The organism is Pirellulales bacterium (genome assembly GCA_019636335.1).
Taxonomy (GTDB): Bacteria; Planctomycetota; Planctomycetia; order Pirellulales; family JAEUIK01; genus JAHBXR01.
The window spans coordinates 44,908-61,038 of sequence record JAHBXR010000001.1 but is presented as its reverse complement, the minus strand read 5'-3'; the positions used below and the strand labels follow the sequence as shown (position 1 = coordinate 61,038).

Annotated in this window: 13 protein-coding genes; 10 read left to right on the top strand and 3 right to left on the bottom strand. The window is 64.1% G+C overall.

Annotated features, from left to right (window positions below; genetic code table 11):
• Positions 1–81: 81 nt before the first annotated feature.
• From KF708_00245 to KF708_00220, 6 genes are all read left to right on the top strand, one after another.
• On the top strand, positions 82–990 hold the full coding sequence (locus KF708_00245) for a hypothetical protein (protein MBX3411115.1): 909 nt from the start codon (positions 82–84) through the stop codon (positions 988–990).
• Positions 987–2,075 (top strand): VWA domain-containing protein, encoded by a 1,089-nt coding sequence (locus tag KF708_00240; GenBank protein ID MBX3411114.1) that lies wholly within the window; start codon positions 987–989, stop codon positions 2,073–2,075. The genes KF708_00245 and KF708_00240 overlap by 4 nt, the downstream gene beginning before the upstream one ends.
• Positions 2,076–2,119: 44 nt before the next feature.
• Complete coding sequence (locus KF708_00235) at positions 2,120–3,160, top strand: VWA domain-containing protein (protein MBX3411113.1); 1,041 nt, start codon at positions 2,120–2,122, stop codon at positions 3,158–3,160.
• On the top strand, positions 3,157–4,641 hold the full coding sequence (locus KF708_00230) for a hypothetical protein (protein ID MBX3411112.1): 1,485 nt from the start codon (positions 3,157–3,159) through the stop codon (positions 4,639–4,641). The genes KF708_00235 and KF708_00230 overlap by 4 nt, the downstream gene beginning before the upstream one ends.
• Positions 4,642–4,735: 94 nt before the next feature.
• Positions 4,736–6,577 carry a BatD family protein gene (locus KF708_00225; protein ID MBX3411111.1) on the top strand — a complete coding sequence of 614 codons (1,842 nt, stop codon included), beginning with the start codon at positions 4,736–4,738 and terminating at the stop codon, positions 6,575–6,577.
• Complete coding sequence (locus KF708_00220) at positions 6,578–7,486, top strand: hypothetical protein (protein MBX3411110.1); 909 nt, start codon at positions 6,578–6,580, stop codon at positions 7,484–7,486.
• 56 nt (positions 7,487–7,542) lie between these two features.
• On the opposite strand, the gene KF708_00215 is transcribed toward KF708_00220, so the two are convergent.
• Positions 7,543–9,321, bottom strand: coding sequence for a redoxin domain-containing protein (locus KF708_00215; GenBank protein ID MBX3411109.1), 1,779 nt, complete (start codon positions 9,319–9,321; stop codon positions 7,543–7,545).
• Positions 9,322–9,589: 268 nt separating this feature from the next.
• Between KF708_00215 and dprA the strand changes: the two genes are divergently transcribed.
• Positions 9,590–10,768, top strand: a complete 1,179-nt coding sequence (gene dprA / locus KF708_00210) for a DNA-processing protein DprA (protein ID MBX3411108.1) — start codon at positions 9,590–9,592, stop codon at positions 10,766–10,768.
• Between the two features lie 61 nt (positions 10,769–10,829).
• Here dprA and KF708_00205 read toward each other — a convergent pair whose 3' ends face one another.
• Positions 10,830–11,093 (bottom strand): hypothetical protein, encoded by a 264-nt coding sequence (locus tag KF708_00205; protein MBX3411107.1) that lies wholly within the window; start codon positions 11,091–11,093, stop codon positions 10,830–10,832.
• Between the two features lie 284 nt (positions 11,094–11,377).
• Between KF708_00205 and KF708_00200 the strand changes: the two genes are divergently transcribed.
• Positions 11,378–11,725, top strand: coding sequence for a (2Fe-2S)-binding protein (locus KF708_00200; GenBank protein ID MBX3411106.1), 348 nt, complete (start codon positions 11,378–11,380; stop codon positions 11,723–11,725).
• Positions 11,726–11,782: 57 nt separating this feature from the next.
• Here the strand turns inward: KF708_00200 and KF708_00195 are convergent, their stop codons facing one another.
• Positions 11,783–12,106, bottom strand: coding sequence for a hypothetical protein (locus KF708_00195; protein ID MBX3411105.1), 324 nt, complete (start codon positions 12,104–12,106; stop codon positions 11,783–11,785).
• A 154-nt stretch (positions 12,107–12,260) separates the two neighbouring features.
• Between KF708_00195 and KF708_00190 the strand changes: the two genes are divergently transcribed.
• Complete coding sequence (locus tag KF708_00190) at positions 12,261–12,578, top strand: P-II family nitrogen regulator (protein MBX3411104.1); 318 nt, start codon at positions 12,261–12,263, stop codon at positions 12,576–12,578.
• Between the two features lie 345 nt (positions 12,579–12,923).
• Entirely contained in the window at positions 12,924–16,097 is a 3,174-nt protein-coding gene (locus KF708_00185) for an efflux RND transporter permease subunit (protein ID MBX3411103.1), read from the top strand.
• The last annotated feature ends 34 nt before the right edge of the window (positions 16,098–16,131 follow it).

Genomic DNA, 16,131 nt, shown 5'->3' with positions numbered 1-16,131 from the left:
GCTATTGCAACGGATCAAACAACCGCGAATGCAACAGCTTCTGTCACGCAATCCACCGAGAAAGATGGCGTCCACTTCACCGTGACCGCCGATCGCGCGACGGCGCAGGTGGCCGATCCCGTGACGATCCGCTTCCGCGTCGAGGCCCCTACCGGAACTCTCGTCACCTTCCCTGCCGACGAACAAACGCTCGGTTCGCTCACTGTCCGCGAGACGCGTGACGCCTTCGACGTGCCCAGCGACAACGGACGCACCTGGACCCGCATGCAAGTGGTCGAATCGCTCGCGGCCGGCCCGGTCGAGGTGCCCGGTGTCACCATCGCCTACAAGACGAACAAGGCGGGCGTTCAAACAACGGGCGAGCTGACTTCGCCCACGCTGTCGATCGAGATCGCTTCGACGCTGCCGGCCGATGCCGACCCGTTGAAGTTTCACGACATCAAGGGGGAAGTGGAAATCGCACCGCCTCTGACGACGCCCCTGTGGTGGTGGTGGTATGCCAGCGGAGCAGCCGCGATTGCCACGGCGGCCGGTGTGTGGTGGTACCGCCGAGACCGTCGTCCGCTCACCGCGGCCGAATGGGCGCTCGCCGAGTTGGCCCGGGTCGAGGTGGACGAATATCTCGCTCGCGGCCGGATGCAGGACCTGTATGTGGTCATGACTGATATCGTGCGTAGCTACATCGAGCGGCGATTCGCCCTGCGAGCACCGCGCCAGACGACCCCCGAGTTCCTTGCCGGCCTGACGCACAACGCGAACTTCGCCACCGAGCACAAGCGACTCCTGACCCGGTTTCTCGAAGCGGCTGACCTGGTGAAGTTCGCCTGCTTCTCGCCGGCCAGCGACGACGTGTATGCCGCGCGTGGGGCGGCCGAAACGTTTGTCCGCGGCACCGCGGAAGAGACCCAGCCAGACCACCCGGCGAACGCCAGCGCTGGCACGACGACTACCGCTCGCCCGTCGCGTGAACCCCAAGAGGTTACGACATGACGTTCCATTCCCCTTCGATCTGGTTTGCGCTGTTGCTCTTGCTCGTCCCGCTGGTGGCCTGGCGTTTGTTCGTCAAGCGGCCTTGGTCGGCGGTAAAGTTCAGCTCGCTCGACGTGGCCCGGGCCACAGGCTCGACCTGGCGTACGCGACTCGCCTGGTTGCCCGCCGCGTTGCGAGTCGCCGCGCTGGTGGTGCTGGTCGTGGCCCTGGCTCGCCCGCAGTGGGGCAAGACGCTCACCACCACGGACGCCGAAGGCATCGCCATTCAGATGGTCGTCGACCGCTCGGGCAGCATGCGAGCCCACGACTTCGAGCTCGATGGCCAGCCGGTCGATCGACTGACGGCGCTCAAGCGCGTCGCGGCCGATTTCATCTCCGGCGGCGAGGGGCTGACCGGCCGCACGAATGACCTGGTCGGACTGATCACGTTCGCCCGCTTTGCCGACGCCACATGCCCGCTGACGCTCGATCACGGCTATACGGTCGACGCCTTGCGAACGTCGCAGATCGTGAGCGACGAACGTGAGGACGGCACCGCGATCGGCGATGCCCTGGGCCTGGCCGTCGAACGGCTGCAAGGACTCGAAGATAGCCGCCGCGACGGCGCGGCGCCGGTCAAGAGCAAGGTAATCGTGCTGCTGACCGACGGCGAGAACAACGCGGGGGATCTCGATCCACTGGCGGCCGCCACCGTGGCCAAGACCCTGGGCGTCAAGATCTACACGATCGGCGTCGGCACGCGAGGCGAAGCCCCCGTTCCAGTCGAAGATCCCTTCTCGGGCGAAATGGTCATGCGTTGGGTGCAGGTGAGCATCGACGAAGAGACGCTCACCAAGCTGGCCGAGGAAACCGGCGGCCAGTACTTCCGCGCCACCGACACCGACTCTCTCGAGCGCATCTACGCCGAGATCGACCGGTTGGAAAAATCGAAGGTCGAAGAACAACGGTTCACCGACTACCGCGAACTGGCCGTTCAGCCGTTCCAAGAGCGTGGCTGGAGCTTTCCCCCCCTGCTCTTCGCGGCGTTCGGCCTGCTGGCGGGCGAATGTGCCCTGAGCGCGACCCTGTTGCGACGGTTTCCGTAGTAACCGGCAAGAACAACCGCACACGGAGCGTGAGGATCGAGAACATGTACGACTATTTGATCGGCAACCCGGCCTACTTCCACCTGTTGTGGATCGTGCTGGCGGCCGGCGCGCTGTTGATCTACGCGGCGTTTCGCGGTCGCCGGGCGATGGCCACGTTCGCTACGAGCAATCTGCACGGGGCCGTCGCTCCGCAGTGGAATCCTCGTCGCCGCTGGCTCAAGACCGCTTTGGTCATCGCCTCGCTCGCCGCCGTGGCCCTGGCCCTGCTCGACGTGCGCTGGGGCAAGTCGTGGCGCGAAGTTCCCCAGCGCGGGATGGATGTCGTCTTCCTGCTCGATGTGTCGCACTCGATGCTGGCTCAAGATGCGGCCCCCAATCGGCTCGAACGGGCCAAGCAATACATCGGCGACATGGTCGACGAAATGGAGGGGGACCGGGTCGGCCTGGTCACCTTCGCGGGCACGGCCTCGCGCAAGGCTCCACTGACGACCAACTATCGCGAGTTCCGTCAGACGCTCGACGAAGTCGGACCGCACAGCGTGACGCGCGGCGGATCGGACTTGTCCGAGGCGCTGCATCTTGCCGCCAGCTCGTTCCTCGATCGCAGCGGCAATCACCGCGCGATCGTGGTCCTGACCGATGGCGAAGATCAGGGACACGATCCCACCAACGCGGCCAGAGAGGTCTACCAGGATCAAGGCATCCGCGTCTTTACCGTGGCCATCGGCGACTCGAACCAGGGGGCTCGCATTCCGATTCGCACCGCCCGCGGCAGCAACGCCTGGCTCCAGTACGAAGGACAGGATGTGTGGACCAAGGCCAATCCCGAGTTGCTCGAAAAAGTGGCGGTCGAGGCGGGGGGCGCCTTCGTGCCCGCCGGCACGAAGCAGGTGAACATGGGAGCGGTCTATCACCGCTACCTCACGTCGGTCGAAGAGAAATCGTTCGCCGACGCCCGCGTGAACGCCTACATCCCGCGCTACCAGTGGTTCATCGGACTGGCGTTGGCGTGTGCCGCGCTCGAGCCATTTATCAGCGAGCGGCGCAAGACCCTGCCGCGAAAGGAGCCGGTCTCCCGATGAGACATCTTTTCCGCATCCATCCACGACGTTGGTGGTCGAGCGTCGTGCTCGCCGGTGGCGTGCTGGCGGTGTCTTCGCCGGTGGCACTGGCAGACGCGAAGCCTGCGGCCAGGTCCACACCGCCCAGCACCGCACGCGTTAGCGAAAAGGGGCAGGATCCCCAGGTCGAACCGCTGGCCGAAGCGGCGGCCTTTAACGTCGCGACCGCCTCGCCCGAGCAAATCTACAACCACGCGGTCGAGTTGTACCGCCAGGGAGATCGTGCCCAGGCTGCCGAGTTGTGGGCGCGCGTGGTCGCTCGCGCGCCGCAAAACGTCGAAGCCCGGGCACGCTTCAACCTGGGCAACTGTTCGTATGCCGACGCGGTAGAAATGGCCCAGCAAGCCCCGGAGCGCGCGATCCAGCAACTCGACACCGCTGTCGCGCACTACCGCGATGCCCTTACCGCGGCTCCTGCTGACGCCGACGCCCGGGCGAACCTCGAACTGGCGCTGCGTCTGAAAGAGCAACTCCGCCAGCAGCAAGAGCAACAAAAACAAGAACAGCGGCAGGATCAACAGCAGCAACAAAACGACCAGTCGCAGCAAGACCAACAGCAAGACCAACAGCAAGACCAACAGCAAGACCAACAGCAAGACCAGCAAAGCGACTCGTCCAAAGATCCGCAGCAACAGGATCAGCAGCAACAAGAACAAAACGAACAACAGCAGAATCAGTCGCAGCAAAAGCAGTCACCGAACGAGCAACAGTCGCAACAAGACCAGCAATCGGCCGATCAGCAGCAGCCGAACGATTCGAGCAACCAGGATCAGCAGCAGTCGGCCGATCGGCAGCAGCAAGAGCAACAGGAATCGAACTCGCAGCAGCAATCCGCCGGCCAGGAAGAGAAAGAGCCCCAGGATCAACAGCAACAGGGTTCGGGATCCGAGCAACCCAAGGGTGAACAGTCGCCGGACCACTCTCCCTCATCCGGTCAACAAAATGAGCAAGCTCGGCAAGAGCCGCAAGACGAGCAAAAGCATCAGTTGGCGGACTCCGCGGGTCAGGACGAACAGGATCAGCCCGAACATCAACCTCGGCCAGCGGACCAGGCCTCGGCCGATCAACCGCGGGAACACGAGCAAGACCAGCAAAAGCAGCAGCAATCCCCGTCCGGGACGAGCCAAACGGCACCTCCCCGCTCGGAAACGGGCGAAGAGGACGCTAGCAAGGCCGATCCCGCCGAGCCGGGGGATGAGCAGAAACCGCAGGACCAGAAGCTCCCCGAGGGCAAACTTTCGGCCGCCGGCCAGTCGGCGAACCGCGATACCGCCGAGGCTCGTAATGAACAGGTAGAAGGTACCGCGGAAGCGGACGGCGAAATGTCCAAGCAGGAAGCCCAAAAGCTCCTCCAAGCCGTCCGCGACCGCGACCTGCTCCGCCGCTACGAGCAACTGCGTCGCGAACAAGCACGGCAACGCCCCGTCGATCGCGACTGGTAAGGGCTCGTAGCCGGGCCGCCGCGTGCGGCCGGTGGGGGAAAGAGAAACGCTCGTTCGCAACGGTTTCGTGGGCGGAGAAGTCGAAAGGCAAACCATGAACGCACGCTCGACAAAAAGAATCGTCACCTCGGCACTCGCCGTGGCCGCGCTGGTCTTCGCGACGGGCGCGACTGCCCGAGCCGCCGATGTCGCGGCGGAGCTTTCGAGTCGCGAGACGACGGTCGGTTTTCCCGTCACGCTTTACGTCACCGTGAAGAACGTCAGTCAGCCCAGCGAGCCCGCCGCGCCGAAATTGCCCGACGTCGAGGTCCGCTCGCTCGGGGCCCCCAGCCGCAGCTCGCAAACCACGATCATCAATGGACGGCTCTCGCAATCTTCATCCATCACCTACGCCTGGGAATTGACGCCGCGCAAGCCAGGACAGCATGAAGTCCCCGCACAGACGCTCGACGTCGATGGACATCGCTTCACGACCCCCGCGCTCTCGTTCGAGGCCCATGCCATTGAGCCGAGCGATCACGTGATCGCCGAGATCATGGGAGACCGCCCGTCGGTCTACGTCGGCGAGCCGCTGAAGGTGACGTTGCGGCTCTGGATCGAGGTGTATCACAACGCTCCCTACGACGTGACCCTCTCGCCGGAAGACACTTGGAATCTTGTGCTGGCAGACCGCAGCCAGTGGGGGCCCTTCCAAGAATCGTTGGCCAGGCTGACCAGCCAGCGCGAGCTGCCTCCCTTCCGCCAGGTTCGCCGCGCGGATCGCGACGGCGTCGAACGCAGCTATTACCTCTACGAACTGCAATCGACCGTGCAGCCCCAAGCCGCGGGCACCGTGCCCGGCGGCAACGTGCAGGTCGTCGTGGCGTATCCCACCGGGCTCGAGCGGGCCGGCGGCCTGCTCTCGTTCGGACGACTGGCGATTTCGAGCAACCAGATCGTCGTGGCCGACGCTCAGCTTGCTTCGACCGAGATCAAGCCGCTCCCCACCACCGGCCGACCGGCCGACTTCCGCGGCGCCGTGGGGCAATTTGAAATCGCCACCGAGGCCTCGACACATGAGCTAAAGGCGGGCGATCCCATCACGCTGCGAATCACCGTCAGCGGCGGTCCGCGGCTCGACCTGCTGCCGGCTCCACCCTTGGCCGAGTTATCGCAGCTTACGGAAAACTTCAAGGTTGCCGACGAGCCCCTGGCCGGTGTCGTCCGCGACAATGTGAAGCATTTCATCACCACGGTTCGTCCGCGCAAGGCGGGCGTGACCGAGATTCCCGCGATTTCGCTATCGTACTTCGATCCTTCGACCGGCACGTTCCACACGGTGACGAGCGAACCGATCGCGATCGATGTGCAACCGGCCGACGAGTTGGCGCTCGATTCGATCGTCGGCGGACATCCGTCGTCGCGTGCGACGGACGATTCATCCCCGGCCGATCGCGACGCGGCTCGTCCAGTGTTGAACTTTGCCAACTACACGGGCCCCTCGGTGCTGGCCTGGGATCCACCGGCCCAACCTTGGCCCTGGTTGGCCGCCCTGTTGCTGCCGCCGGTGGCCTTTGCCGGCACGGTGGTGTGGCAGCGTTGGAACGACGGCTGGACCGTCTCGCCGCGCCGCCGCGCCAAGCTGGCCGCGCAGCATGCCTTGGCCAGGCTCGATCGCCAGGCGACTCCGGATGGAGTCGCGGCGGCCCTGCTGAGCTACGTGGCCGATCGCTGTACGGTGCCCGTCGGGGGGCTGACGCGCCGCGAGGCCGTGTTCCTGCTCGACGAACGGATGCCGCACGTCGCGGCCGTACACGAATTCGACCGTGTGCTCTCCGAGTGCGAATCGGCCCGGTTCGCGGGAGCTCCGGTCGAGGATACGAATCGCCTGGTCGCCGAAGCGCGGCAGTGCCTGAGTCACCTGGAACAAGAGTGCGCCAGCGGAAAGGACCGTTGAATGACTCCGCGAAACTGGACGATCGCCCTCGCGGGCACGATGTCGCTTGCCGTGGCCTGTGGTCTGGCCTGGTGGCTCGGTAGCTCACCGACCGAGAGGGCGCTCCCCGCACCCGGTCTCGCCGCGCTGGGCACGAACGTACGCATGAGTGACACCACTCTGACGCGCGAGCAACTCGCTACGCTGCTCGGCGAGGCAGAAGCGGCCTACAGTCGCGGCCAAGATCTGGCCGGCAGCGATCCTGCCGTCGCCCAGAGCGAGTTCGCCACGGCGGCAGCGAAGTATCGCCTGCTAACCGAACATGGCGCCCACAATAGCCGGCTCTATTTCAATCTCGGGAATGCCGAATTGCAGAGTGGCCGCGTACCGGCGGCGATCGCCAGCTATCTGCAAGCCGAATCATTGGCCCCTGGCGATCGACAGGTCGCGGTCAATCTCGAACACGCCCGCACGCTGGCCGGAGCGATGCCCCCTCGCCCGCAGCAACCGCTCTGGATCGAGATCTTGCGGTTCGCCGGCGCCTATCGCCGGCTGCTCGTGGCCATTACCGCGTGCGCCTGGTTCGTACTGTGGTCGTCGCTGATCGCGGCCAGGTTCTTCAACCAATTCCGCTGGCGCTATGTGGTCGCTCCGGCTGCCTTGCTGGTTGCCGGCTGCGGCACGGGCATCGTGCTCGAAGCCGCTTCGCACGATCACGCGCCACACGGCGTCGTGACGGGCAACGAGGCCATCATCCGCGAGGCGGGAGGCATCGCCTTCGCCCCACGGTTCGAGAAGCCGCTCATCGCCGGTACGGAATTCAGCGTCGTCGATCGTCGTGCCGACTGGCTCGAAATCCAGCTCAACGACGGTCGCAGCGGCTGGATTCCCTCGACCGAAGCGCAGGTGATCGACCGCGGCACGCTGTAAGTGAGCGTGCTGCGTCGAATCGATGGGCAGGGCGTCTGCTTTTTCAAGTACGGCGCTTACTTGGCGTCTCCCTCATCATCCGAGGCCAGATCCTCGCCGACGGGGACGGTGGTGTAATAACCCACCATCATTTCTTCCCACGATTGCAGACCGAAGGTGACCTTCTCTTCCGGGTTCGGGTTGCGCGGGTTGTCGGCCGAGTTGTCGAAGTGGCCCGTGCAGACCATCTTCGTCCCCTTGGGCATGAACTTCGGCTCGGTAAAGTCGTAACGCAATTGCCAGTTGAAGTCATATTTGGGCACGTCGAGGAGCACCTCCTGGGTGCCATCCGGGTAGAGCGCTTCGAACTTGAACGACTTCCCACGGTAGTGCATGTGCGGGAAGAGATTCAATAGCAGCGAATCGCGCCGGAAGGTGATCTTCGACTGGACCTCGTGATCGTCGGCGTGGGGCGGAATCTCGAAGGCCATGTTCAGCGCCATGCCGTAGCGAATCTTCTGCTTGACCTTGTCCTTGGTGGTGAACTTCAGGCCGACGCTGCTCTGATCGGTCTGGGCACGGCCGTTGGGCGTGTAGTGCATCTGGAACACCAGATCCATGTCCTTGCGAATGCACATGGCGGTGCCTGTCGGATAAACCCATGCCGGCATGCCAGGAGCATAGATGGCCACCATCTGGCCGAAGCCTTGCGTATCGGTCCGGCCCCGCTCCCCTTTCGGAACCGCAAAGAGCACGATGTGATGCACCACCGAGGGATTGCCCGGCCGCCCCTCGGCCGCCGTGATCCACACGTCCTCGGTGAATCCCGGATCGACGCGAATATCCTGATAGTCGAGCACCCCTTCCGCCGGCACGTTAAAGGCTTCGGGCATCTTGATGATCAGATCCGGCTCGCCGATTCTCCAACCGTTGGCGAAGTGAGGCGCTGCGGGTAATTGCGAGAGATCGCCTTCGGGGGTGCCGTTCGCTACCCACTCGTCGATCAGCTTCTTCTCTTCGTCCGACATGCTCGCGTCGTTGACGAAGTGGCCGTAGCGCTCGTCGGCAAACCAGGGGGGCATGCGGCCCTCCTTGACGACTTCGCGAATCGTCTCCCCCCAGCCGGCAACCTCTTCGTAACTCGTCAGCGCGAACGGCGCCAATTCCCCTTCGCGATGGCACTCGACACAACGCTTATTCATGATCCGCGAGATCTGATTCGCATAGGTCACCTCGCCATGAGGCTCGACCTTGGGCACGCGGGCGATGATGCAGCCCGGGGCCTCGGTGGCCGGCACGCTGACTTCCTTGCCGGCCAGCAATTCCTCGATGGCGCGGACCAGGTGCTCCTCGCCCGCTTCCTCCTTCGCGATCCCCACGGCGTATTGATCGTCGATGCGGCCGCGATAGCGTACCACGCGATCGCCGTCGAGCAGGAACACCTCCGGCGTGCGCAGGGCGCCAAACTGATCGGCCACGTCACCCGTACGATCCTTGAGCAGCGGGAAAGGAACTCCGTAGCTGTGCGCAAAGTCCGCCATCTCGACCACCGTGTCGTGACGATTGGCATTGATGCCGATGAACTTCACGCCACGATCGGCAAATCGCTGCGAAAGCTCCGCCAGGCGAGGCGCATAGAGCCGAACCAGCGGGCACTCGGTGCCGAGAAAGGCGACCACGACGAGCTTCACGTCGGCCATTTCGCCTAGGCTGCGGTCCTGGCCGTGAAAGTCGGGCAGAGTAAAACCATCGATCTTCGTGCCAATATTCTGTTCGGCGGCGACCACTGCCGTGCGCGCACCCAACGGAAGAGCGAGCATCAAGACGCCCAGGATGGCCAGACCCAGCTTGCGCATACTACGCACCTTTCGCGATAACGAGGAAATCGACAAGCCCCCAGCAATATGCTCCACGCCCCTATTGCCGGCAGATGGTCGAACCGGGACCACACAAACGTGTTCCATTTACTCAGCCATCGGCGACATCGTTTCGATAGCTTACTAACTTGATGGGGCGAATGCACGAGCTCGCCCGCAATTCGCCGCAGGAAACTAGCGCGACGGCGACGTTTCACCGCTATATTGACCTGGTAATTACTTCGTTTGGGTGGCAGGGGCAGGCCGCATGCGACGGACGACACAACTCTCGGCGCTACCGGCCGATGAACGCACGGCGCCGGGGCAATCGATCGACTCGGAGCCTGATACCGAGGCACTCGCCGAGATCCGCCTCGCGCTCGTTCCGGGCATTGGCCCCCGCCTTCGACAGGCGCTCATCGACCGCTTTGGATCGGCCTCGGCCATCTTTGCCGCCGCTCCCGATCAACTGCGTGCGGTCGAGGGGATTGGCCCCAAGTTGACGCGCGCCCTCAGCGCCGCCACCGACGATGGCGCCGCGCGCGAGGAACTTGCCTTGTGCCGCCGGCACGGTGTCGAGTTGCTCCTCTCGTCCCGACCCGGTTACCCCCGTGCGCTCGCCGAGATCCACGACCCGCCCGGACTGCTCTACGCCGCGGGCGAGATCCGTTCCTGCGATGCATTGGCCGTCGCGATCGTTGGCTCGCGGCATGCCACGCACTACGGCCTCGAGCAGGCCGAACGACTGGCGGCCAGTCTCGCACGCGCCGGCGTGACCGTCGTCAGCGGCATGGCGCGCGGCATCGATGGCGCGGCACACCGTGCAGCACTCGAGGCAGGGGGACGCACCATTGCCGTGCTCGGTAGCGGACTACTCGAGCTCTATCCGCCCGAACACCTCGGGCTGGCGGAAAAGATTCGCCGCCAGGGGGCGGTCCTCAGCGAGCTCCCCTTGCGAACGAAACCGCTCGCCGGCACGTTTCCACAACGTAACCGCCTCATCAGCGGGCTGTCGATGGGCATCATCGTCGTCGAGGCGTCGCAGCGCAGCGGGGCGCTCATCACAGCCCGCCATGCCGCCGAGCAGGGACGCGACGTATTCGCCGTGCCGGGACGAGTCGACAATCGCATGTCGCAGGGCTGCCATCGCCTGATCCGCGACGGCGCCAAACTGGTCGAAACAGTCGACGACGTGCTGGAAGAGTTGGGGCCCCTCGTCGCCGCTACCGAAGGCCCGAACGGAGAGGAGCTGCGTCACCCCGCCGAACTGCTGCTCAACGAGATCGAGCAACAGGTCTTGGCCGCGATCCGTTCCGAGGTCACCACGATCGACGCCGTGGTCGAAACGAGCGGTCTCGAAGTCTCACGCGTGCTGGCCACGATCAGCGCCCTCGAGGTGCGGCGATTGATTCGCCGCGTCAGCGGCAACGCGGTGCGGCGCGTGTGACGGCGCTACGCGCGGACGGACTCACCACCCCATGACATCCTCACTTGCGAATGCCGCAAGACTACGCGGACTTGGCGTGCAACTCTTCGACCACCTTGGCGATGAGGGCCGGATTGCCGAGCTTGACGAGATGCTCGACGCGGGCAGCCGGCAGCTTGAGCTTCGTCATGCACTCGGCGGCGGCCTTCCAATGGCGTTCTTTCGCCTTGCCTTCGGCCAGATAGAGCTCGCCGACCAGATCGCTGAGTCGCGAAAGCAGGATGTTGTCCTGGTTCTTGTAGTAGTTCTTGATGATCTGCTGCTGGTACTTCGTTCGCTCGACCATCGGTGGTTGTCTTCTCGGGTACGTGTGCGGTTGGAAAGTGCCTCGGCGATGCCGTGTAATCTATTTCGTCGCCGAGACCGGTGCGACGTTAGAGGGCCCGCGCCACGCTACGCAACTTGCGACCGCGTCACGACCTGCGCCGCCGGTGGTCAGGGTAGACGATGCTGTCGGGTCTGGCTAGAATTCGCGGCTGAACGTTGAGATTTGCGTTGCGGCGGCCGATACAGCCCTGAACGTATCGCCCGTGGCCATTCGACCGAACTCCAGCCATTGCAGGGACTTCGATGCCGGTCATCAACTTTGTGAACGAGAAGAAGCAGATCGAGGTGCCCGAAGGGACGAACCTGCGTCGCGCCGCTCTGGACGCGGGCGTTCAGCTCTACCCGTTTCCGCACAACTATCTGAATTGCCACGGCTTCGCCCAGTGCGGGAGCTGCCGCGTGCTCGTCACCAAGGGCATGGAGAACACGTCGGACAAGGGCATGTTCGAGAAAGCTCGCCTGGCCCTCTCGTTCGCCTACATCGGCAACGAAGAGACGATGCGGCTCTCGTGCCAGACAAAGGTCGAGGGGGACATCGACGTCGTCACGACGCCGCCGATGAACCTCTACGGCGAGAACTTCTTCAGCTAGGCTCGCCTGGCCTGCTGAAACCTTGGTTTCGTACGCGTCTTGGCTGTCGCCGCGCGCTTAGGGCAAGACATCGGTCGGGGCGAGAATCGTACGTCCGACGACGCCCCCCTGCCCGGCGGCATTCGCCGCACCGGCCGCTTCAACGGCCTCTTGCCCCGGGACGGGATCATCGACTGGCAGACCAGCGGGGGCTGCTGGTGGCTCGGCAGCCTCGCCCGACCGGGCCGCGGGAGGACCCGCCCGCAGCGCGCCGACCGTCGCTTCGAGCCGCTCTTCATACGCCGACGTCCCACAACCCGACACCGCCAGCAACAGTGCAAGTGACGACCAGGCGGTGATTTGTACATACGACTTGCCGCGTACGCGGGCAGTTGCCAACATGGCGTGATCCTTCGATAATCGTGGCACCATTCGCGTCGTCGAATTTGACGGCCCTGCCATTGTCGAACGAGTCGCGAAGAGTGTCAAACGCGTTCGGGCCCTGCCGGCGGACCCGCGAACGCCCTGAGCATCTCCTTTCCCGTAGCGGTCTCGCGTGAAGCAAGTCATCGCCGTCGTCAAACCGTTTCTCGTCGAAAAGGTGCTCGACGGGCTGAAACGCGCTCCGATCGAGGCCTGCACAATCCGCGAGGTCAAAGGCTTCGGTCGCCAAAAGAGCTACCTCGACCAGTACGGCGGCAGCGAATATTCGCTCGCCTTCCTGCCCAAGGTCGAGATTACCCTCTGGGTCGCCGACACCCGTGTCGAAGAAGTGGTCCGCAAGATCGTCTCCATCGCCCGCACGGGTCGCATGGGGGACGGCAAGATCATGGTCCTGCCGGTGCTGGCCGCCGAAACCGAGTTCGACCTTTAGATCGCCCCCCTGCCCCGCGCCGTCACGCCGCAAAGAGGGATCCATTCCGCGGCGAGAAGGGTAAGCGGGGCAAACCCGTATTGGCTTCGCGGCCGGGCTGTGGCGGCAATTCGGCGGTCGGCGATGAAAACCTGGAACGGGCGAGCGGGTATTCTCCCAAGTCCCGTTGCGGCGTGCTCTTCGGCCGGTTCCCACTCGGGCGCTGTGCGGAACGCGCGTCCTGTCTAAACTGATGGCTTGGAAGCAGCCGTTACGTGTCGACAGGGGCCACGCCGGCACGTTTCGATCCTGTTTGCTTTCTCCCCCCGCGAACGCCCCCGAAATTCATCCCTTGCCGGTTCGTCGATGAAGCTCAGCGATCAGGCCGTCGATCATCCTCGTATCGTCCTGGCTCTCACCGCGCTCGTGATGCTATGCGCGGTGATGTCGGCCATGTTGATTCCCATTCAGCGCACGCCGGCCATTCACACGGCCATCGTGATGGTGGCCGTGCCTTATCCGGGCGCACAGCCGATCGAGGTCGAAGAACAAATCACCCGCAAGATCGAACGGGCACTCGAGCGACTGAACAACGTCGATTTCGTCGTCTCGACGAGCATGCGTGGTTCGAGCGTGACACAGATCGTGTTCCTCGACGGGGTCGACTCCGACAAGGCGCGCAACGACGTCGAGCACCTGATCAACGAAGTGCGCCGCGAGCTGCCACTGGGACGCGAGGTACAGCCGTCGGTCAACGTGATCGACTTCGAGAGCATGCCGATCATGCTCGTTAACCTCACCGCGGCCGATGGTTTCGACGAGCGCAGCCTGAAGCAGATCGCGGAAGAGGTGCAAGATAATCTCAAAACCATCCACGGCGTGGCGAACACGCAGCTTTTCGGCGGCCGCCAGCGCGAGCTGCACGTGAACTTCGATCCCGACCTGCTCGTGCAGTACGGGCTCTCGATCGATGAGTTGCGGCGCACGCTGCAGGGCTTTCATGCCCCGATGCCCGGCGGCTCGCTCAACGCCAAGGACTTCGATCTGAACGTCCGCAGCGAAACCAAGTTCCGCAACGTGAACGACATTCGCACGGCGGTGATTCGCGAAAAAGAAGGCCGGCTCATCACCGTCGCCGACGTGGCCGACGTGAGCGACACGTATCAGCGCTTGACGAACGTCGCGCAGCTCGATGGGCTGAATAGCGCCACGATCATCGTCAACAAGGAATCGGATATCAACTCGCTGGCCACGGCCAACGCGATCAAGGCGCGCGTGGCGGAGCTGGCGCTCGAGTATCCGCACATTCACTTTTCCTGCACGCGCGACGTCTCGCAGGAAATCGCCTATATGTTTCAGTCCCTCGGCTCCGACGCCATCTTCGGTTCGCTGGTGGTGCTGATCGTGCTGGCCTGGACGATGGGGCTGCGGACGGCGCTACTGGTCATCATGGCCATCCCGTTCGCGGCCGCCGTCTCGCTGGTGTTCCTCTACCTGTTCGGATTCGCCATCTCGAACATGGTGATCTTCGCCTACATCGTCTCGGGGGGCATGGTGATCGACGGCGCGATCATCGTCGCCGACGCGATCTATCGCCATCTCGAGATGGGCGAGCATCCGCGCGAAGCCGCCAAGAAGGGCGTCCGCGAAGTCGCCGTGCCGGTCTTCGCCGCCGACGTCGTCACCGTGGCGGCCTTCCTGCCGATGGTCCTCGTACCGGGCATCATGGGCGATTTTCTGGGCGTCTTGCCGATCGTGGTCGCCATGTCGCTGGCGGGCTCGCTGATCGTGGACCATTTTCTCGTGCCGGTCGTGGCGGCCTGGGCCTTCCGCAATTACGTTCCGCCGACCATTCGCACCGCCGAGGATGGCGGAGAAGCCGGGGGCATGTGGGGCCCCTTCTATCATGGCTACGAGCGTATCTTGCGCTGGTCGCTCGCGCGCCCCTGGTACGTCATGTCGACGTGCGCCATCGCCGTGGCCTGGGCCAGCGCGATGCTCTACTTTGGATTCATCGGCTTCACCTTCTTCCCGCCGAGCGATCGGGGGCAGTTCGAGATCAGCTTCAACATGCCCCTCGGCTCGAGCATCGAGCAAACGGCCGCCGCGGCCGACGCCGTCGCGCTGCCGTTGGCCGACCTGCAAGAAACGGGCGAGTTGGTCCACTTCGTCACGGCCGTCGGCTCCTCGGCCGGTCTGGCCTCGCGGCTCGAGAACGATCCGGCGATGGGACCCGAGTTCGGCCGCGTGATGGTCGAGTTGGTGCATCCCTCGGCGCGGAAACGTCACCAGAACGAGATCGTCGAGGAAGTGCGGTCCAAGATCCGGCCGATCCCCGGCATGGAATTCCACATCGACCAGATCGAAGAGGGACCGCCGGGGGGCGCCGACGTCGCCGTGCGATTGACGGGTCGCGATCTCGACCGGCTCGGCACGATGGCCAAACAAATGGTCGAGATGCTGAAAAAGGTGCCCGGCACGGTCGAAGCCCGCACCGATTATCGCCCCGACAACCCGGGCATCGTGATCGAGCCGCGCCCCGACGTCGTCGGCTTGTACCAGATGACGGAAGCCGACGTCGCCCGCTCGATTCAGACCGCCATTCTCGGCGACACCGCGATCCAATTACCGATCGACGACGAAGACATCACGCTGCGTCTGCAGGCGAAGCCGGAGTTCCAGCGCAATCGCACCGACATGAAGAACCTGATGCTGGTCAGTAGCTCGGGGCGCTTCGCCACGGTCGACGAGTTGGCCGATGTGCGCCGCGAGAACGGCCTGTTCAGCGTCAACCGCCGCGATCACGACCGCGCCGTGACGGTCATGTGCGACGTGCGCAAAGACATGGACGTGATTCCCGATCACATCTTCGAGAAAATACGGAAAGAGATTCTACCGGAGTTCGGCTTCCGTCCCGCCGTGGGCAATCGCATGGCGTTTCTGGGCCAGGGCAGCACCGCCTCGGAAGGACTCCGCGCGGCGTTCACGGGCGAGAACGAGGAACGCGACAAGGGCTTCTATGGCCTGCTCCGTTCGATGATCATCGGTTTCATCCTGATCATCGTGATCTTGATTATCGAGTTCAACAGCCTGCGCCAGACGATGGTCGTCATGGCCACCGTGCCGCTGAGCTTCGTGGGGGTCGTGCTCGGCATGTGGCTGTGCGATTTCCATTTCAGCCTGGCCTCGTTCATCGGTCTGATCAGCCTGACGGGCGTGGTGGTGAACGACGCCATCGTGCTCGTCGACTTCGCCAACGATGCGCGCCGCCGCGGCATGTCGCTCGACGAAGCGCTCGTCGAGGCGGGAACCAAGCGTTCGCGGGCCGTGCTTCTCACCATGCTCACCTCGGTGGGGGGCATGCTCCCCACCTTCTTCAATCTTTCGGGGGGGGGCGAGTTTTGGCAGCCGCTCGTCGGGGCGATCATCTTCGGCCTGATCGTTTCGGCGGTGCTGACGCTGATTGTCATTCCCGTGGCGTATCGCCTGGTGTATCGCCGTAGCGAGCGCCGGGCGATGTCCGCGCCAGCAGCCGCTTAGCTAGCAACGCGGTTTGTCGAACCGGTACGGCTTA